Origin of the sequence: Capnocytophaga sputigena (genome assembly GCF_002302495.1) — a bacterium.
GTDB classification, from domain to species: Bacteria; Bacteroidota; Bacteroidia; order Flavobacteriales; family Flavobacteriaceae; genus Capnocytophaga; species Capnocytophaga sputigena.
In genome coordinates, this window is sequence record NZ_CP022379.1 from 695,201 (window position 1) to 710,830 (window position 15,630).

18 protein-coding genes are annotated in these 15,630 nt (G+C 39.0%); 14 read left to right on the forward strand and 4 right to left on the reverse strand.

What is annotated here, in order from left to right; all coding sequences use genetic code 11:
- The first annotated feature begins 94 nt into the window (after window positions 1–94).
- From CGC57_RS03150 to moaCB, 4 genes are read left to right on the forward strand one after another with little or no spacing between them, the layout of a single operon-like run.
- Entirely contained in the window at window positions 95–760 is a 666-nt protein-coding gene (locus tag CGC57_RS03150) for a Crp/Fnr family transcriptional regulator (protein WP_002681045.1), read from the forward strand.
- Window position 761: 1 nt separating this feature from the next.
- Window positions 762–1,835, forward strand: coding sequence for a HesA/MoeB/ThiF family protein (locus CGC57_RS03155; protein ID WP_095897924.1), 1,074 nt, complete (start codon window positions 762–764; stop codon window positions 1,833–1,835).
- A 13-nt stretch (window positions 1,836–1,848) separates the two neighbouring features.
- Window positions 1,849–2,277 (forward strand): molybdenum cofactor biosynthesis protein MoaE, encoded by a 429-nt coding sequence (locus tag CGC57_RS03160; RefSeq protein ID WP_095897925.1) that lies wholly within the window; start codon window positions 1,849–1,851, stop codon window positions 2,275–2,277.
- Window positions 2,278–2,316: 39 nt separating this feature from the next.
- Window positions 2,317–3,222 (forward strand): bifunctional molybdenum cofactor biosynthesis protein MoaC/MoaB, encoded by a 906-nt coding sequence (gene moaCB / locus CGC57_RS03165; RefSeq protein ID WP_095897926.1) that lies wholly within the window; start codon window positions 2,317–2,319, stop codon window positions 3,220–3,222.
- A 31-nt stretch (window positions 3,223–3,253) separates the two neighbouring features.
- Here moaCB and CGC57_RS03170 read toward each other — a convergent pair whose 3' ends face one another.
- From CGC57_RS03170 to CGC57_RS03185, 4 genes are all read right to left on the reverse strand, one after another.
- Window positions 3,254–3,487: a MoaD/ThiS family protein gene (locus CGC57_RS03170; RefSeq protein ID WP_095897927.1), complete on the reverse strand. Its 234-nt coding sequence runs from the start codon at window positions 3,485–3,487 to the stop codon at window positions 3,254–3,256.
- A gap of 2 nt (window positions 3,488–3,489) precedes the next feature.
- Window positions 3,490–4,566 carry an ABC transporter substrate-binding protein gene (locus CGC57_RS03175; protein WP_095897928.1) on the reverse strand — a complete coding sequence of 359 codons (1,077 nt, stop codon included), beginning with the start codon at window positions 4,564–4,566 and terminating at the stop codon, window positions 3,490–3,492.
- 334 nt (window positions 4,567–4,900) lie between these two features.
- Complete coding sequence (locus tag CGC57_RS03180) at window positions 4,901–5,443, reverse strand: hypothetical protein (RefSeq protein ID WP_095897929.1); 543 nt, start codon at window positions 5,441–5,443, stop codon at window positions 4,901–4,903.
- Window positions 5,444–5,534: 91 nt separating this feature from the next.
- Entirely contained in the window at window positions 5,535–7,607 is a 2,073-nt protein-coding gene (locus tag CGC57_RS03185; protein ID WP_095897930.1) for a TonB-dependent receptor plug domain-containing protein, read from the reverse strand.
- Between the two features lie 200 nt (window positions 7,608–7,807).
- Here CGC57_RS03185 and CGC57_RS03190 point away from each other — a divergent pair, with 200 nt between their 5' ends.
- The 10 genes from CGC57_RS03190 (at window position 7,808) to atpA (ending at window position 15,630) form a co-directional block, all read left to right on the forward strand.
- Window positions 7,808–8,992, forward strand: a complete 1,185-nt coding sequence (locus CGC57_RS03190; protein ID WP_095897931.1) for a molybdopterin molybdotransferase MoeA — start codon at window positions 7,808–7,810, stop codon at window positions 8,990–8,992.
- Complete coding sequence (locus tag CGC57_RS03195) at window positions 8,980–9,327, forward strand: winged helix-turn-helix domain-containing protein (RefSeq protein ID WP_002680990.1); 348 nt, start codon at window positions 8,980–8,982, stop codon at window positions 9,325–9,327. The genes CGC57_RS03190 and CGC57_RS03195 overlap by 13 nt, the downstream gene beginning before the upstream one ends.
- Window positions 9,293–9,853, forward strand: coding sequence for a molybdenum cofactor guanylyltransferase (gene mobA, locus CGC57_RS03200; protein WP_095897932.1), 561 nt, complete (start codon window positions 9,293–9,295; stop codon window positions 9,851–9,853). Before CGC57_RS03195 ends, mobA begins: the two co-directional genes overlap by 35 nt.
- A gap of 64 nt (window positions 9,854–9,917) precedes the next feature.
- Complete coding sequence (gene ctlX, locus CGC57_RS03205; RefSeq protein WP_095897933.1) at window positions 9,918–10,853, forward strand: citrulline utilization hydrolase CtlX; 936 nt, start codon at window positions 9,918–9,920, stop codon at window positions 10,851–10,853.
- An 8-nt stretch (window positions 10,854–10,861) separates the two neighbouring features.
- Window positions 10,862–11,380 carry an adenine phosphoribosyltransferase gene (locus tag CGC57_RS03210; protein WP_095897934.1) on the forward strand — a complete coding sequence of 173 codons (519 nt, stop codon included), beginning with the start codon at window positions 10,862–10,864 and terminating at the stop codon, window positions 11,378–11,380.
- Window positions 11,381–11,525: 145 nt separating this feature from the next.
- Window positions 11,526–12,593 carry a F0F1 ATP synthase subunit A gene (gene atpB / locus CGC57_RS03215; RefSeq protein ID WP_095897935.1) on the forward strand — a complete coding sequence of 356 codons (1,068 nt, stop codon included), beginning with the start codon at window positions 11,526–11,528 and terminating at the stop codon, window positions 12,591–12,593.
- Between the two features lie 51 nt (window positions 12,594–12,644).
- Window positions 12,645–12,842 (forward strand): ATP synthase F0 subunit C, encoded by a 198-nt coding sequence (gene atpE / locus CGC57_RS03220; protein WP_002681043.1) that lies wholly within the window; start codon window positions 12,645–12,647, stop codon window positions 12,840–12,842.
- A gap of 85 nt (window positions 12,843–12,927) precedes the next feature.
- Window positions 12,928–13,419 carry a F0F1 ATP synthase subunit B gene (locus CGC57_RS03225; RefSeq protein ID WP_095897936.1) on the forward strand — a complete coding sequence of 164 codons (492 nt, stop codon included), beginning with the start codon at window positions 12,928–12,930 and terminating at the stop codon, window positions 13,417–13,419.
- 7 nt (window positions 13,420–13,426) lie between these two features.
- On the forward strand, window positions 13,427–13,975 hold the full coding sequence (gene atpH, locus CGC57_RS03230; RefSeq protein ID WP_009413288.1) for an ATP synthase F1 subunit delta: 549 nt from the start codon (window positions 13,427–13,429) through the stop codon (window positions 13,973–13,975).
- A gap of 74 nt (window positions 13,976–14,049) precedes the next feature.
- Window positions 14,050–15,630 carry a F0F1 ATP synthase subunit alpha gene (atpA, locus tag CGC57_RS03235; RefSeq protein ID WP_095897937.1) on the forward strand — a complete coding sequence of 527 codons (1,581 nt, stop codon included), beginning with the start codon at window positions 14,050–14,052 and terminating at the stop codon, window positions 15,628–15,630.

Genomic DNA, 15,630 nt, shown 5'->3' on the forward strand with positions numbered 1-15,630 from the left:
ATAGTTTTGTCAAAAAAAACATAACGATTTACCAAAATATAATATAGAGTTCGTTTTTTTTTCGTACATTTGTGCCGTGAATAAAGCAATAACTATGAATGATGTAGTGCTTCAAGGAAGTATTACCAAATATGTAAAACGATTACTATTAGATAAAATAATTGATGATACTCCTCTACAAGCTCCTAAAGGCAGTGTGATTTTTAAAGAAAATGAGCATATCAAAGGTGTCTTTTACTTAATAGAAGGCGTTTGTAAAACGAGTAAATTGAGCCCAACAGGCAAAAATCACATCATCCGATTGACGAAAAAAGGAGAACTTCTCGGGTTGCGCAGCGTAATGAGCCAAAATACTACTAACCTGATGGCTACTGCTCTCACCGATGTACAATACTATATAATCCCCAAAGAATACATTCTCTCTGCATTTAGCGAAAACCCCTCTTTTGTAATGGAACTCGCTAAAATAGTGAGTGATGAGTTGAGAAAATCGGATAATCAAATAGTGGATATGGTGCATAAGCGTGTGAAACAGCGTTTAGCGGAAACCTTATGTTTGTTAGAAAACACTTTTGGCACGGATGCGCAAGGTTATATTGCTTCTCCTTTGGTGCGTGAAGAAATTGCTAACTTGGTGGGCACCGCTACCGAGTCGCTTATTCGTACCCTTTCTGATTTTGCCAAAGATGGCATTGTAGAACTCAAAGGCAAACACATCAGGATTGCCAACCGCAACCTTTTAAAGAAAATACACGGATAGAATGACACGTTATACTCGACAAATACAACTCATTGGAAGTGAGAACCAAGCTAAATTACACCGCGCCAGAGTGTTGGTCGTAGGGGTAGGAGGCTTGGGTTGCCCTGTGCTGGAACTGCTTTGCTCGGCGGGGATAGGCACGCTGGGTTTGGTAGATTTTGACAAGGTGGAGCTTCACAACTTGCACCGCCAGTTTCTGTTTGCCGAAAAAGATGTGCAACAACTGAAAACAGCAGTTGCTGTAGAGCGACTGCAAGCGCGCAACAGTGACACTATTTTCAGAACATACCCTTATAGCCTTAGCGCTCAGAATGTATTTGCTATTATCGACGGCTATGATATAGTGGTGGATTGCACTGACAATTTTGCAGTGCGTTATCTGCTATCGGACGCTTGTGCTATTATGGGTAAACCCTTAGTATATGGAGCGCTGTATCACTACGAGGGGCAGGTGAGTGTGTTCAACGTTATGAAAGATGGTTATACGACTACTTACCGCGACCTCTTCCCTACCCCACCGCAACCTGAGGAAGTACCGACGTGCAATGAGGCGGGCATCTTACCGACCGTTTCATCGATGATAGGGCATTTGCAAGCCAATGAGGTGCTGAAACTACTCTTAGGCAAGGTAGATGATTGCCTTGTGCATACTCTTCTGTTATTCAATACACAAACTTATCAACTTACTAAAATCAAATATTGTAAAATGAATACTTCATCCCCACAAACCCCTAAAGAAGTAGAGGGGTATAACTATCCTGCTTTTTGTCATCAAACAGAAGGCGAGGAACTTCACAGCGTAGAGGATTTGCAAGCGTTTTTGGCACAAGAAAACAGTGTGCTAGTAGATGTGCGCGAAGCTGATGAAATGCCTAAAATCAACTTGTTTAAGGCATTGGAATTGCCTCTTTCTGAACTTCCTACGCAATGGGAGCAACTGAAAACATACGACCATATTTGTTTTGTGTGTGTAGCGGGCGTGCGCAGTATGAAGGCGCTCCGTTTTGCCAAAGAAGTATTGGGTGAGAAAGATTTGAAGAGTTTTAAACTTGGTTTTTCTTCTTTAGTAAAATAAAAAAATTATTATTATGAAAAATATCTTTAAACAAGGGGCGCTCTCCCCTACTCTTGTGGCTGAGAGCATTGCTAAACATCAAGTAAAAACGCAGATTGGTGGGCATAGCATCTTTTTAGGTCAGGTGCGTGCTGATATGATAGACGGCAAAACTGTGTCGGCTATTGAGTTTACGGCTTATGAAGCAATGGCTAATGAGAAAGCTGCTGAGATACGCGAGGAAATAATAGTAAAATACGGTTTGTCGTGTGCACATATCTACCATTCACTAGGAGAAATAAAATCAGGTGAATTGTGTTTTTTTGTCTTTACCTCAGCGCCCCATCGCAAGGCAGCTATACAGGCTTGTGATGAGATGGTAGACCGCATCAAGAAAGAAGTGCCTATCTTTGGGAAAGAACTCTTTGAAGAAGGTGGGCATCAATGGAAGGAAAACAAGTAACAAGTAACAATTAATAATTAACAAGTAACAATTAATAAAGTGGTAAACATTACTCATAAAAGTAATACCCTGCGGCAAGCGATTGCGACTGCAGTGGTGGCAGTAAGTTCGGAAGCGACGATTGCTGCTATAAAAAATAACCAAGTGCCTAAAGGCAATGTGTTTGAAATGAGCAAAACAGCGGGACTTTTCGCTGCTAAACGCACTAGCGATATGATTCCTGACTGCCACCCACTGCCCATTGAATATACACATATCAGTTTTGAGGTAAAAGATTTGGAAATTCATATTTTTGTAGAAGTACACACTATCTACAAAACAGGTGTGGAAGTGGAAGCGATGCACGCCGCCTCGGTAGTGGCTCTTACGCTCTACGATATGCTAAAACCTATTGACAAGGGAATTGAGATACACAATATTCGTTTGGTTGAGAAGAAAGGAGGCAAAACAGACTACAAGGAAGCTGCTGAAGGACTTACCGCAGCAGTGATTGTATGCTCCGACAGTATTTTTACGAGCAAGAAAGAAGACAAAGCAGGCAAAGCGATTATAACGCATTTAGAGCGTTATGCCATTCCTGCTACTTATACTATTATCGCTGATGAAATAGCTGATATACAAAGTAACATAAAAAAAGCGGTAGACGCGGGTACTTCTTTGGTACTTATCACAGGAGGTACAGGGCTCTCACCTCGCGATGTTACTCCAGAAGCTGTACGCCCTCTATTAGACCGCGAAATCGACGGTATTGCAGAAACTTTGCGAAATTACGGACAAGACCGTACGCCTTATGCTATGCTTTCACGCAGTGTGGCGGGGACTATAGGCAATACTTTGGTGATAGCTCTTCCAGGATCTACCAAAGGTGCAAGTGAGTCGATGGATGCTCTTTTCCCTGCAGTATTACATATTTTTAAAGTATTGAAGGGGGGGAGACACGAATAGTTAATGATTAATGGTGAAGTGATATTAAACATTAACCTCCTGAATAGGGTGGTAATAGTGCCAATTGAGCATCGGGGGGGATTGTTGCCTCATCGGGGGCTTTTTGGTTATTGACCACCATAAAGTACGTCATTGTACTGAGGGCAGGAAAGGCTGTATGTAGCTGGGCTTTTAGCTCGGCTACTGTTTTTTTAGTGAAGTCGGTGGTGTAGGTATTGGTACCTAAGATTTCGGTTAGTTTACCGAATACTTGAATTGTTATCATTGTTATTTGTTTGTAATATAGGGTTGTGCGCTTATGATGTCTCGGGTTTCTATGTAATCCATATCATAATGATAGAATTTCTTGAAGAACTCTTGGGTGATAGGCACTAAATCGGCTTTGAAATAATTAGGATAGGTAAGGCTTGCAAGCCATATACTACCCATCACACGACCGAGCCCAGGGGGACGGTCGATCCAGCCAAAAGGACGCCAAGGCACTTGGTACACTTGATTTTCTTTTACGGCACGCAATTGTTGCCATATCTTCTCTTGGCGAATGGCTTTATAACTGTACAAATCATCAAAATTACCAGACCATACTAATATCATATCGGGATTCCAATTGTATATCTGCTCGATAGAAACATTAGTTTTCCCTTTGCCAGGGAGGAGTTCTACCTCGGCGATATTCTTCCCACCTGTATAATTAATAAGGTAGCTGTGCAATGAGGTAGGGGGCTCAGTTTGCAGTCCGTTCATACCCTCGGCATAGTAGATAGTTTTGCGTTCATTCGCGGGGATGGTAGCTACTATTTTAGGAATAGAATAACAATATTTTTCTATAAAAGCATTCAGCTCTTTAGCTTTTTCTTCTTTATGCAAGAGCGTTCCTAAAAGGCTAATAGCCTCAGTATATTGCTGGAATTCACCACTGAAGAGCACTACGGGAATTTTAGTTTTCTGCTGGAGCGCATTGGCTTTTTCAGTCTCTTTGGCGCGCTCGGTATCGTTTTGCAAGGAAACAGTAAAGAGAATTACATCGGGGTGTAGCTTTATAATTTCTTCGATAGGCGCCCCCGTTACATAAGGTTTGCCTTCATAGAAGCCTTTTTTGAGGTACTTCTTTTCTGATTCGTTGTAGTTAAAGACTCTATTGACGGGTAACAAGGTATCGAGTGCATAGATGAGATGCACCGATGAACGGTCGATAAAAGCGTGGTTTATCTGCTTAGGCACAGAGACTTTGCGCCCTGCCATATCGGTGATAGTTACTTTTTCAGCTGTATTAGCTTGCTTTTTAGGAGTATTGTCGCAAGCTGAAAGGAGGAAAGCGATGAGTATAGGGAATAAATACTTCATTTAATGAATGATCATTTGTTTGAAAGGTGCAAATATAGAAAAAAAATGCTTTAATCGTATATAATACCAATCAAGGGTTAAATTAATTTGTTGATTATAAACCTCCCCCCCTAATTCACTTACTCAGCAATTGCCGACAAGCCTCGAAAGGGGGAGATGCGATGCAAAAGCGATAACATTCTGTTAATCAGTGATTATTATTTTTCAACTCTTGATTCATATATAGACAAAGCCTATTAATAGTCAAACAAAAATAGATTGCTAATAGGCTTACTTTTAAGAGCAATCAACTTTAGCAAAGTGTAGCGATGTAAAATTTACAAACCGAATTTAATTAATTTTTCTTTTTACCACCGCCTTTGTTGCCACCGTTGTTACCATTATTACCTTTGTTGTTGGCTGTGATTACTTTTACACCTATTTCTTTAGTTTGCTGGGTGTAATTATCGGTTATTACTATAGTTGTAGTACCTGTTTCGATGGCTTTGATCTCTACACTCATTTTTTTGAGTGAAGCAGTAGCTACCGATTCATTAAGAGATTTGATACTATAATCACTACTACCTGAAACAATAGTGATACTTGTAGGGGCTACATCTTTATTGCCTTTACCTCCTCCTTTGTTACCACCTTGTCCTTTACCTCCTTGTTTATTGCCACCTTGACCTTTGCCACCACCTTTATTATCTTCTTTTTTAGTAGCCTCGGGGAAGGTTTTTCCTTTTTCGAGTGTAAGCGTTACATTTTTGGTATTTGCCTCATCAGTACTCAATTTGAGAGGAAGATTAGGCAAGGCATTTTCATCGGTTTTTTCGCAAGCTGTAGTTAGAGCTATACTAACAGTCACTAATGATAGGTATTTAAAAAATCTTTTCATTTGATATATAATAGTGTTTAAGAGTTTGCTTAGAAAAAATGCTTTGATAGATGCCCTACCAAAGCATTTCTATTAAGAGTAAAAACAAAATTTAGAAGTTATAGGATACTCCTGTGATAAAATTACGACCTGCTTGTGGCCAGCCATAAGCCCAGTAGTAATCTCTGTCTAAAAGGTTATTCACCCCAAAGTTGAAGTCTAATCCTTTGTAAAGTTTTACATTGAGTTTAGCATTTACCAATGTAAAATCTGGGGCTTCATCACCTTGGCTGTTGAGATAGCGTTTGCCGTAAGTTTCAGTATTTACGTGTAGTTGGGTTTTAATTTCAGGCACTGAAATAGTCGCAAAACCTACCAATTTGTATTTAGGAACATTGGTGAATTTCAAATCGCTGTTTTTGGTTTTGTCTTTCATTTCAATAAAGCTATAGTTAGCCCCTAAAGTGAGGTATTTTATAGGTGCATATCCTACACCTGCTTCAAAACCTTGATAGAGAGCTTTACCCAGATTGGTGTTATAAATTATATTTCTGCCACTATTGTCTACCCCTACAGTGAGTTCGTAGATAGCGTTGCTTACATCGTTGATAAAGCCAGAAACTTCGTATTGCAATTTGTTATCTAAGGCTTTACCTATGTAGTTGAGGTCGTAAGCAATAGTGTATTCAGATTTTAAATCGGGGTTAGGTACTTGACCGCCAAATCTGCTTGAATAACGTTCTTTTTGAGAAGCAAAGCGAGAGCGTTTAGAGGCTGAAAGGGTGATTTGGTGGTTTTCGAGAGGTTTGAATACGAGTCCGCCTTTGAAATCGAAAGCGTTGTCACTACCTGTTGGAAAATCGTATAAAGTATTGCGTGCGCCAGTGAGGTAGTGTGTACCGTACTCTTGTGCTAAGATATTTTCGCGTTGGTTGTAAGATGCGCCTACTACTACATTAAGCCAATCGGTGAGGGTAACAACATCTTCTAATCCTACGTAGAGGGTATTATCTTTATAAGATTGTTCAGGTTCTCCTGCTTTGAATGTTTGCCCAGTGAGTGCATTGGCAGCTACTTCAGCATTGTGTTCTTTGTGGTGATCGTATTTTTCGTTGATAGTAAGCGTGATAGCGTTGCGATTAAGCGCTTTAGAACTAAAAGTGAGGATTCCACCCAATGAATAATCGTCGTAAATACTACGGAAAGAAGAATTACGGTTCATAATAGTATAGGTGTCATCATCATACTGACGCATTTCGTTGTAATATTTGTCGTAATACCCAGTGAAGTTCATAAAAGTCTCGCGTGCTATTTTGGTTTTTGTTTTAGCGTATAGACTTGTTTTGTTGTAGATAGGGTAATCGCGCCAACTGCTATTACCTGCAGTATATACATTAGGAGAAATGTTTTTATTAGCTTGTTGGTTTACAAAACCTAAAGCATATTCATCGGTTTCATTTGGCGTATAGCCTATTTTGGCGTTTATCTTCTTATCGAAAGCTTCGGAGCTACGGCGTTTGCCTGCTTCTTGGTATTGTGTAGGCTCGAAGTTTTTGGAGAGCACAAAGTTTTCGCGTTTGTTGAAGGAACCCGATACCATAGCGTAGAATTTATCTTGGCGTGTACCTACATTCAAGCCTGTGAAATAAGAGTTTACACCAGCACCATCGGCGAAACCAACGCCAGAAGTACCATTGATATCCAATTCTTTTTGAGGGGTACGTGATACGATATTCACAGCACCTCCCATAGCGTTAGCCCCATATTTTACGGACACTAATCCTTTTTCTATTGAAATACTTCCCAAGTCGTAAGTAAGGAAGCGACTGAGGTCGAAATTACCGTCATAAGGAGCATAGATAGGAATCCCATCGTAATACACAGGGGTACGACGATTGTCGAACCCACGCACTAAGATAGAACCTTCATTACGACCGCCAAATTGAGTAATACTCACGCCTGTAAGCAAGTTAAGCGCTTCTACTACATTGGTTTTGTTGTTGTTTTGAAGGTCGGTAGATTTTAGTTCTTGTATAGGAACTACAGATACTTTTTCAGTAGGTTTTCCTAAAATGGTAACCTCTTGGAGGTCGTAATGTTTTGCTGCTAAAGAATCTTTTTCCTGAGCTTGAATAGCAGCTGCTGAAAGCAAAGTTAAGGCAAAAGCCCAATGTTTGTTTTTCATTTCTTTATAGTTAGTTTGCTATTAGACACAAAACGTTATGTGTTATAAAACATAACGGATAGTAAAAAAATATAGTTGTTTTTTCGGGGGCAAAAGTAGTAATAGTTTTTCAATTAACCAAATAAAGTAGTTTTTTAAATTTGCTAATTTGCTAATTATACACTACCTTTGCCGCCAACTATTATACAATTATAAATAAGATGGTTACAACAAATCAAGCCAAAGACCTCATTGAAGCTCATATAGAAACTACAAATATTATAGAAGTTCCTCTTATGGACGCCTTAGGGGGATACTTAGCTGAACACGTGTTTTCACCTATAAATATACCTTCTTTTTCTAATTCAGCAATGGATGGTTATGCTTTTAGGTATATTGACATACTCTCTACTGATACTTTCAAGATTGTAGGAGAAGTAGCTGCAGGCAAAAATTCGTCTGTAAATATAGGCTTTGGAGAGGCGGTACGTATCTTTACAGGGGCAAAAATTCCTGCAGGGGTAGATACTGTGGTAATGCAAGAGGTTGTAACTCGCGAAGGAGACCATATTCGCTTTGATAAAAACCACCTTAAAAAAGGTCAAAATGTCCGTTTAGAAGGAGAACAAACCAAAACAGGAGACCTTGTATTACACGAACATACATACTTGAATGCCGCTACAATAGGTTTTTTGAGCAGTATGGGGATTGACCGCGTGAAAATATTTGCTAAACCTACTATTGGACTTCTCTACACGGGAGATGAATTAGTAGAGATTGGCGAACCTCTTAGCGAGGGTAAAATATATAATTCTAATACTTATTTTTTGCAAGCTGCTTTGGCTGAAATAGGCTTACAGTTCCAATTTATCAAACATATTCCTGATAATCAATCTGATACTCAAAAAGCAATTGCCGAAGCCTTAGAACAAGTAGACATCTTGTTACTCACAGGAGGGATATCAGTAGGTGATTACGACTTTGTTTTATCTTCATTACAAAATATTGGGGTAGATGAACTTTTCTATAAAGTACAACAAAAACCTGGTAAACCGCTTTATTTTGGCAAATATGGCACTAAAAGTGTATTTGCACTTCCTGGTAATCCAGCTTCGGTATTCACGTGTTATCATTTATATGTAAAACCTTTTTTATTAGGCTGTTACGGTAGAAATAACTTCCGTAAAGAAATGGATTATGCAACCATCACCCACGATTATCCGCGTGCAAAGGCTGAGCTCACTCAGTATCTTAAAGCCTATGTAGATAAAGCTAAAGTAATGGTGTTACACTCTCAAGAATCACATAAATTAGACACTCTTCCTCTAACGAATTGTATCATAGAGTTCCCAGCGGGAAAAGCTTCATTCACTCAAGACGAAAAAGTAAAAATATGGAGAATATAACTATCAATGGACATATTTGGTTTCAAACTGCTTCTGGCTTACGTATAGGCGAAGGCAGAGCTAAATTATTAGAAGAAATAGAAAATTCAGGTTCTATTTCCGAAGCGGCACGTAAACTCGAAATCCCTTATCGCCGCGCGTGGGGAATGATTAAGGATATGAACACTAATGCTAAAGAGAGTTTGGTAATCAAAGAAGTAGGAGGTAAAGACGGAGGTAGAAGTATACTTACAGAAGAAGGGAAAAGAATCGTCGCCTTATTCAAAAAAATTAATAAGTGCTTTAAAGAATTTTCTGAAGATGAAAGCAGTCGTATTAGCGGGGGGGAAAAGTAGCCGAATGGGGCAAGACAAAGCCCTAATTCTCTTTAATGAAAAACCTCTCTTATTACACATTGCTAACATCTTGCAAGAAGTGAATAGCAAAGTGTATATATCAGGCAAAAAAGAGGCTTACAACAGTTTCCCTTATCCTCAAATCGCTGATGTTTATCCCGAGAAAGGACCCTTAGGTGGTATCTACAGTGCTTTGGAGTATTGTAAGGATGATATATTGGTATGCCCTTGTGATATGCCTTTTATAAATACTTATGTACTTCATTTTCTACTGCTTAATGCCGATGCTTCACGCATCAATGTACTTGAGTTCAACGGACAAATATTTCCTACTTTAGGAATTTACCCATATAATGTAGCCTCAGCTCTTAAGAAGTTTATAGAGAATGATATACTGCAATTGCAGAAAGTGCTAACTGCTCTCAATGCTCAAAAAATCGCCTATCCAGTACATCCTAATACAAAAAGATATTTTACAAACCTCAATACTCCCGAAGATTTAAAAATACAAACATTTTCTAATTAACTCATTGGCTAATCAATAAATTATACTTACTTTTGTACCTTTGATTGCTAACCTCTGTTTACTGATGAAAAAACAAATTACCAATACTGTGTTAATGGTGCGCCCTGTGCGCTTCCGTATGAATGAACAAACCGTTGTAAACAACTATTTCCAAGAGGAAATGGATTTGAAGAACGACGAAATCAACCGCCAAGCCCAACAAGAGTTTGATGTTCTTGTAGAAAAATTGCGTACTGTAGGAGTAAAAGTGATTGTTGTAGACGATATTTATGAACAAAATACTCCAGATTCGGTTTTTCCAAACAATTGGATTACCTTCCACCAGAACGGTGATGTAGCTATCTACCCTATGTTTGCCGAAAACCGTCGCCGTGAGCGTCGTGAGGATATTTTAGACAAAGTAGAAGCTGAAGGTTTTGATATTGAAAATGTATACGACTATACCGATGCCGAGAAAGAAAATATCTTCTTGGAAGGTACAGGTGCTATGGTGCTTGATAGGGTAAATCGCAAAGCCTATTGTGCCCTCTCTCCTCGTGCTGATGAAGAACTCTTTATTGAGTTCTGCGAAGATTTTGAATATACTCCAGTGATTTTCAAAGCCTATCAGCAGGTAAATAATGAGCAATTACCTATTTACCATACCAATGTAATGATGGCATTAGGCGTAGATTTCGCAGTAGTATGCTTAGATACTATTACCGATAAAAGCGAACGCAAAAATCTCTTGCATCACCTCAAAGAAGATAAAAAAGAGGTTATCAACATCACTCCAGAACAGATGTGCCAGTACGCGGGCAATATGCTACAAGTACAAGGAAAAAACAGCACTTACTTAGTAATGAGTGATGCTGCCTATAATGCCCTTACCCCTCAACAGATACAAACAATAGAAAAACACACCCAAATACTTCACAGCAATTTAGAAACTATTGAAACTTGTGGTGGAGGTAGTGCAAGATGTATGATGGCTGAAGTGTTTAATCCGAGTAACAAGTAATTATAACAATGGACAAAAAAGAATATATTCAAAGTAAAATACGCGACATTAAGGACTTTCCTAAGGAAGGTATTATCTTTAAAGACATTACTCCTCTACTAATGGATGTAAAAGGGGTAGAATATGTAATCGACCTATTGGTAGAAAACCTGCACGGTCAGAAAATCGACAAAGTGGTCGGAATGGAAAGCCGTGGATTCTTCTTCGGTATGCTTCTGGCACAACGTTTAGGAGCAGGTTTTATACCTGTCCGCAAAAAAGGTAAATTACCCTATAAAACACTCTCTCAAACTTACGATTTAGAATATGGTCAAGATGTTCTCGAAATCCACGAAGATGCCATCTCTAAAGGTGAAAAAGTACTTATTCACGACGATATCCTCGCTACTGGAGGTACTGCCGAAGCCGTAGTAAAACTCGTAGAACGTCTCGGGGGAGATATTGTCCAACTCGATTTTTTGATGGAACTGCATTTCCTCAAGGGGCGTGATAAACTAAAAAATTACAAAGTGTATAGTATTTTGTAGAAATCAGAGAGCTAAAAATTACTTATTAGAAATATTAACTATTAAATATCAACTATTTAAATATTTCTAATTAAAAAATATACCAAAAAATTTCGCTACTTAAATAAAAAATCCTACATTTGCGCAAATAAAAACAAAACAAGTAATGAAAGTAAAGAATTACATTCTATATATCACTTTATTTGTAATCTCACTGATACCTCTACAAGGTTTTGCTACCGAAAATGAAGGGAGTGAGGAGTTTAATATCAATGAATTAATCGATGAACATATTGGTGATTCTCACGATTTCCACTTGTTTGATTACAATGGGCACGCTTATTCGTTGCCCTTACCTATAATCCTATGGACTGATAATGGATTGGTAACTTTCTTATCAAGTGACTTTCATCACGATAACAAAGGAACTGTTGTAGTTGAAAAAAACGGACAGCGCTTTGTGCGTTACAAAGAAGATATCTACTACGCTAATGCTGATACACCTCTTACACTTAATGCTCAAGGTGATGTAACCAATGCTCGCCCTCTGAACTTTTCTATTACTAAGAATGTCGTTTCATTGATGTTAATATCAATACTATTATTGTTCACTTTCATTGCAGTAGCGCGTTCATATAAAAAGAATCCTAAAGCACCAAAAGGTTTGGCAGGTCTCTTAGAACCTATTGTAATCTTTGTGCGCGACGAAATAGCTATTCCTAATATAGGTAAAAAGTACTACAATAGATATATGCCTTATTTGCTTACAGTATTTTTCCTCATTTGGGTAGGAAATCTCTTCGGACTTATACCTTTCTTCCCTTTTGCAGGCACTGTAACCAACAACATTCTCTTTACGGGTATGTTAGCTCTTTTTACACTTATCCTTACCTTATTTAGTAGCAACAAACACTATTGGCAACATATTTTTGCTCCACCTGGGGTACCCTCGTGGATATTGCCTATTATGATACCTATCGAAATATTGAGTGTATTTACCAAACCTTTCGCCTTGATGATACGTTTGTTCGCCAATATGACGGCAGGTCACATCATCGCCCTAAGTTTGATATCACTGATATTCATATTCAAATCAGTAGCAATAGCCCCTGTATCGGTTGCCTTTACAGTGTTTATGCAAATGTTAGAGTTATTAGTAGCTGTATTGCAAGCCTATGTATTTACATTGCTTTCCGCACTATTCATAGGGCAAGCTGTAGAAGAAACTCACTAATCTCTAAAACCTAACAAAAGTAACTAATTAATTTTTATAAATATGACTCCTATGTCTTTAGCAGGAATTGGGGCTGGATTAGCAGCCATCGGAGCTGGAATCGGTATTGGTAAAATCGGTGCTTCTGCCGTAGAAGGTGTAGCACGCCAACCCGAAGTCGCTTCTAAAATCCAAACTATGATGTTGATTGCAGCAGCTCTTATCGAAGGGGCAGCCCTCTTCGGTATTGTTGTAGCTTTCCTCAAATAGTACTGAAAAAAACCGTTGTGTAACGGTTGGTTGCACAACGGTTCTTTATTAACACCTGACACCTAACACCTAATAATTAAATACAATGAATTTATCACATCCTGAAAGTTTATTATTCTGGAATACCATTATCTTTCTCATCTTGCTTTTTCTCTTAGCAAAATTTGCTTGGAAACCTATAATGGCAGCTGTAAAACAGCGTGAAAACTCTATCAATCAGGCTTTAGAAGCTGCCGAAGAAGCGCAAAAACAAATGGCAAACCTCAAAGCTGATAACGAGCGCCTTTTAGCCGAAGCACGTGCTGAAAGAGATGTTATCTTAAAAGAAGCAAGAGATATTAAAGATAAAATCGTAAGTGAAGCCAAAGAAGAAGCAGGACGCGAAGGTGCTAAAATCATTCAGCAAGCACAACAAGCTATTGAAAGTGAGAAAAAAGTAGCTTTAGCTCAACTTAAAGACCAAGTAGCAGCTCTTTCTATTGAAATGGCACAAAAAGTGATGATGAGCGAACTTTCCGACGAGAAAAAACAACACGCCCTCATCAACGATTATTTAAAAAGTGTTACCCTAAACTAAATAGGTTATGTACGGATTCAGAGTAGCAAACAGATATGCCAAGGCACTCTTGGAATACGCCCTACAGCAAAATGTCTTAGAGGCGGTTTTCGCTGATATGACCTTGATAGACAAAACTATAAAATCTCATAAAGATTTGGAACGTATGCTCATCTCTCCTATCGTAAAAACAACGGTAAAAAAGAATGTACTCTCCAAAATCTTTACTACAATAACCCCCGAAACCTTGCGTTTATTTGAATTACTAATTAAAAACGGACGCTTGTCTATTCTCGGGATAGTAGCTGAAAAATTTGTAGTACAATACAACATCTATAAAAATCATAAAGTAGCAGTAGTTACTACAGCTACCCCACTGAATGACTCTACCCAGCGAGAAATGCTCCAAAAGGTAAAATTACTTACTAAGAATGAAAATGTTACTCTTGAAAACAAGGTAGATAAAAACATTATAGGGGGCTTTATCCTCCGTGTAGGTGATGTCCAATACAACGCTAGTGTAGCTCACAAACTCAACCGATTACAACAAGAGTTCCAAGAAAAATTATTTTTGTAGATAAAAGAAGACATTTTCAAGTTTGATATTTACAACAATAAAAAACTAACGACTAAGAAATAAAACCTGAAAAAATGGCAGAAATAAAAGCCGCTGAAATTTCAGCAATTTTAAAAGAACAATTAGCGCACTTCGATGCCAATGCTTCTTTAGAAGAGGTAGGAACGGTATTACAAGTGGGAGACGGTATTGCGCGTATCTTCGGACTATCAAATGCGCAATATGGTGAATTAGTGAAATTTGACAACGGACTACAAGGGATTGTCCTCAACCTCGAAGAAGACAACGTAGGGATTACCCTCTTAGGACCGTCAACCGATATTAAAGAAGGGGATACTGTAAAACGTACGGGGCTCATCGCCTCTATCAATGTAGGCGAAGGCATCGTAGGTCGTGTAGTAAACACCTTAGGGCAACCTATTGATGGTAAAGGTCCCATTACTGGCAAACTATACGAAATGCCCTTGGAACGCAAAGCCCCTGGGGTTATTTTCCGTCAGCCAGTAAACGAACCTCTACAAACAGGTATCAAAGCAATTGATGCAATGATTCCTATCGGTCGTGGGCAACGTGAGTTGGTTATCGGCGACCGTCAAACAGGGAAAACTACCGTGTGTATCGATACCATCCTCAACCAGAAAGAGTTCTACGATGCAGGCAATCCTGTGTATTGTATCTATGTAGCCATTGGTCAAAAAGCCTCAACTGTAGCAGGTATTACTAAAACCTTAGAAGATGCTGGTGCTTTAGCTTATACTACTATTGTAGCGGCTAATGCCTCCGATCCTGCCCCTATGCAGGTATATGCTCCTTTTGCAGGTGCAGCTATTGGCGAATACTTCCGCGATACAGGTCGCCCAGCTCTTATCATCTATGATGACCTCTCTAAACAAGCGGTAGCCTACCGTGAGGTATCACTCTTATTGCGCCGCCCACCTGGACGTGAGGCTTACCCTGGTGACGTATTCTATTTGCACTCTCGTTTGCTAGAACGCGCTGCCAAAGTAATAGGTGATGATACTATTGCACGCCAGATGAATGACTTACCCGAAAGTATTGCTCCACTCGTAAAAGGTGGGGGATCACTCACTGCCTTACCTATTATTGAAACACAAGCGGGTGACGTATCAGCTTATATCCCTACTAACGTAATTTCTATTACCGACGGACAGATATTCTTGGAATCTGACTTATTCAACTCTGGGGTACGCCCTGCTATCAACGTAGGTATTTCAGTATCTCGTGTGGGCGGTTCAGCTCAGATTAAATCAATGAAAAAGGTAGCAGGTACGCTCAAATTAGACCAAGCGCAATACCGTGAACTTGAAGCTTTTGCCAAATTTGGATCTGACCTCGATGCAGCTACTATGGGGGTTATCGAAAAAGGAAAACGCAATGTGGAAATCTTAAAACAACCACAAAACGACCCTTACCCTGTAGAAAGTCAAATTGCAATTATCTATGCAGGATCTAAGAACTTGTTGCGTCAAGTTCCTGTAAATAAAGTAAAAGAGTTCGAAAAAGAATATTTAGAGTTCCTGAATGTATCTCATCGTGATATTTTAGACCAGCTCAAAGCAGGAAAACTTACTGATGAGATTACAGCTACTCTCGAAAAAGTAGCTAAAGATTTGAGCGAAAAATACGCAAAATAA

Coding starts and splice junctions, on each gene's coding strand:
- atpH (WP_009413288.1), top strand. CDS start 13,427: ATGTACGGATTCAGAGTAGCAAACAGATATGCCAAGGCACTCTTGGAA.
- CGC57_RS03190 (WP_095897931.1), top strand. CDS start 7,808: ATGGTTACAACAAATCAAGCCAAAGACCTCATTGAAGCTCATATAGAA.
- ctlX (WP_095897933.1), top strand. CDS start 9,918: ATGAAAAAACAAATTACCAATACTGTGTTAATGGTGCGCCCTGTGCGC.
- CGC57_RS03150 (WP_002681045.1), top strand. CDS start 95: ATGAATGATGTAGTGCTTCAAGGAAGTATTACCAAATATGTAAAACGA.
- CGC57_RS03170 (WP_095897927.1), bottom strand. CDS start 3,487: ATGATAACAATTCAAGTATTCGGTAAACTAACCGAAATCTTAGGTACC.
- CGC57_RS03155 (WP_095897924.1), top strand. CDS start 762: ATGACACGTTATACTCGACAAATACAACTCATTGGAAGTGAGAACCAA.
- atpA (WP_095897937.1), top strand. CDS start 14,050: ATGGCAGAAATAAAAGCCGCTGAAATTTCAGCAATTTTAAAAGAACAA.
- CGC57_RS03175 (WP_095897928.1), bottom strand. CDS start 4,566: ATGAAGTATTTATTCCCTATACTCATCGCTTTCCTCCTTTCAGCTTGC.
- atpB (WP_095897935.1), top strand. CDS start 11,526: ATGAAAGTAAAGAATTACATTCTATATATCACTTTATTTGTAATCTCA.
- CGC57_RS03185 (WP_095897930.1), bottom strand. CDS start 7,607: ATGAAAAACAAACATTGGGCTTTTGCCTTAACTTTGCTTTCAGCAGCT.
- CGC57_RS03210 (WP_095897934.1), top strand. CDS start 10,862: ATGGACAAAAAAGAATATATTCAAAGTAAAATACGCGACATTAAGGAC.
- CGC57_RS03160 (WP_095897925.1), top strand. CDS start 1,849: ATGAAAAATATCTTTAAACAAGGGGCGCTCTCCCCTACTCTTGTGGCT.
- CGC57_RS03195 (WP_002680990.1), top strand. CDS start 8,980: ATGGAGAATATAACTATCAATGGACATATTTGGTTTCAAACTGCTTCT.
- CGC57_RS03180 (WP_095897929.1), bottom strand. CDS start 5,443: ATGAAAAGATTTTTTAAATACCTATCATTAGTGACTGTTAGTATAGCT.
- CGC57_RS03225 (WP_095897936.1), top strand. CDS start 12,928: ATGAATTTATCACATCCTGAAAGTTTATTATTCTGGAATACCATTATC.
- mobA (WP_095897932.1), top strand. CDS start 9,293: ATGAAAGCAGTCGTATTAGCGGGGGGGAAAAGTAGCCGAATGGGGCAA.
- atpE (WP_002681043.1), top strand. CDS start 12,645: ATGTCTTTAGCAGGAATTGGGGCTGGATTAGCAGCCATCGGAGCTGGA.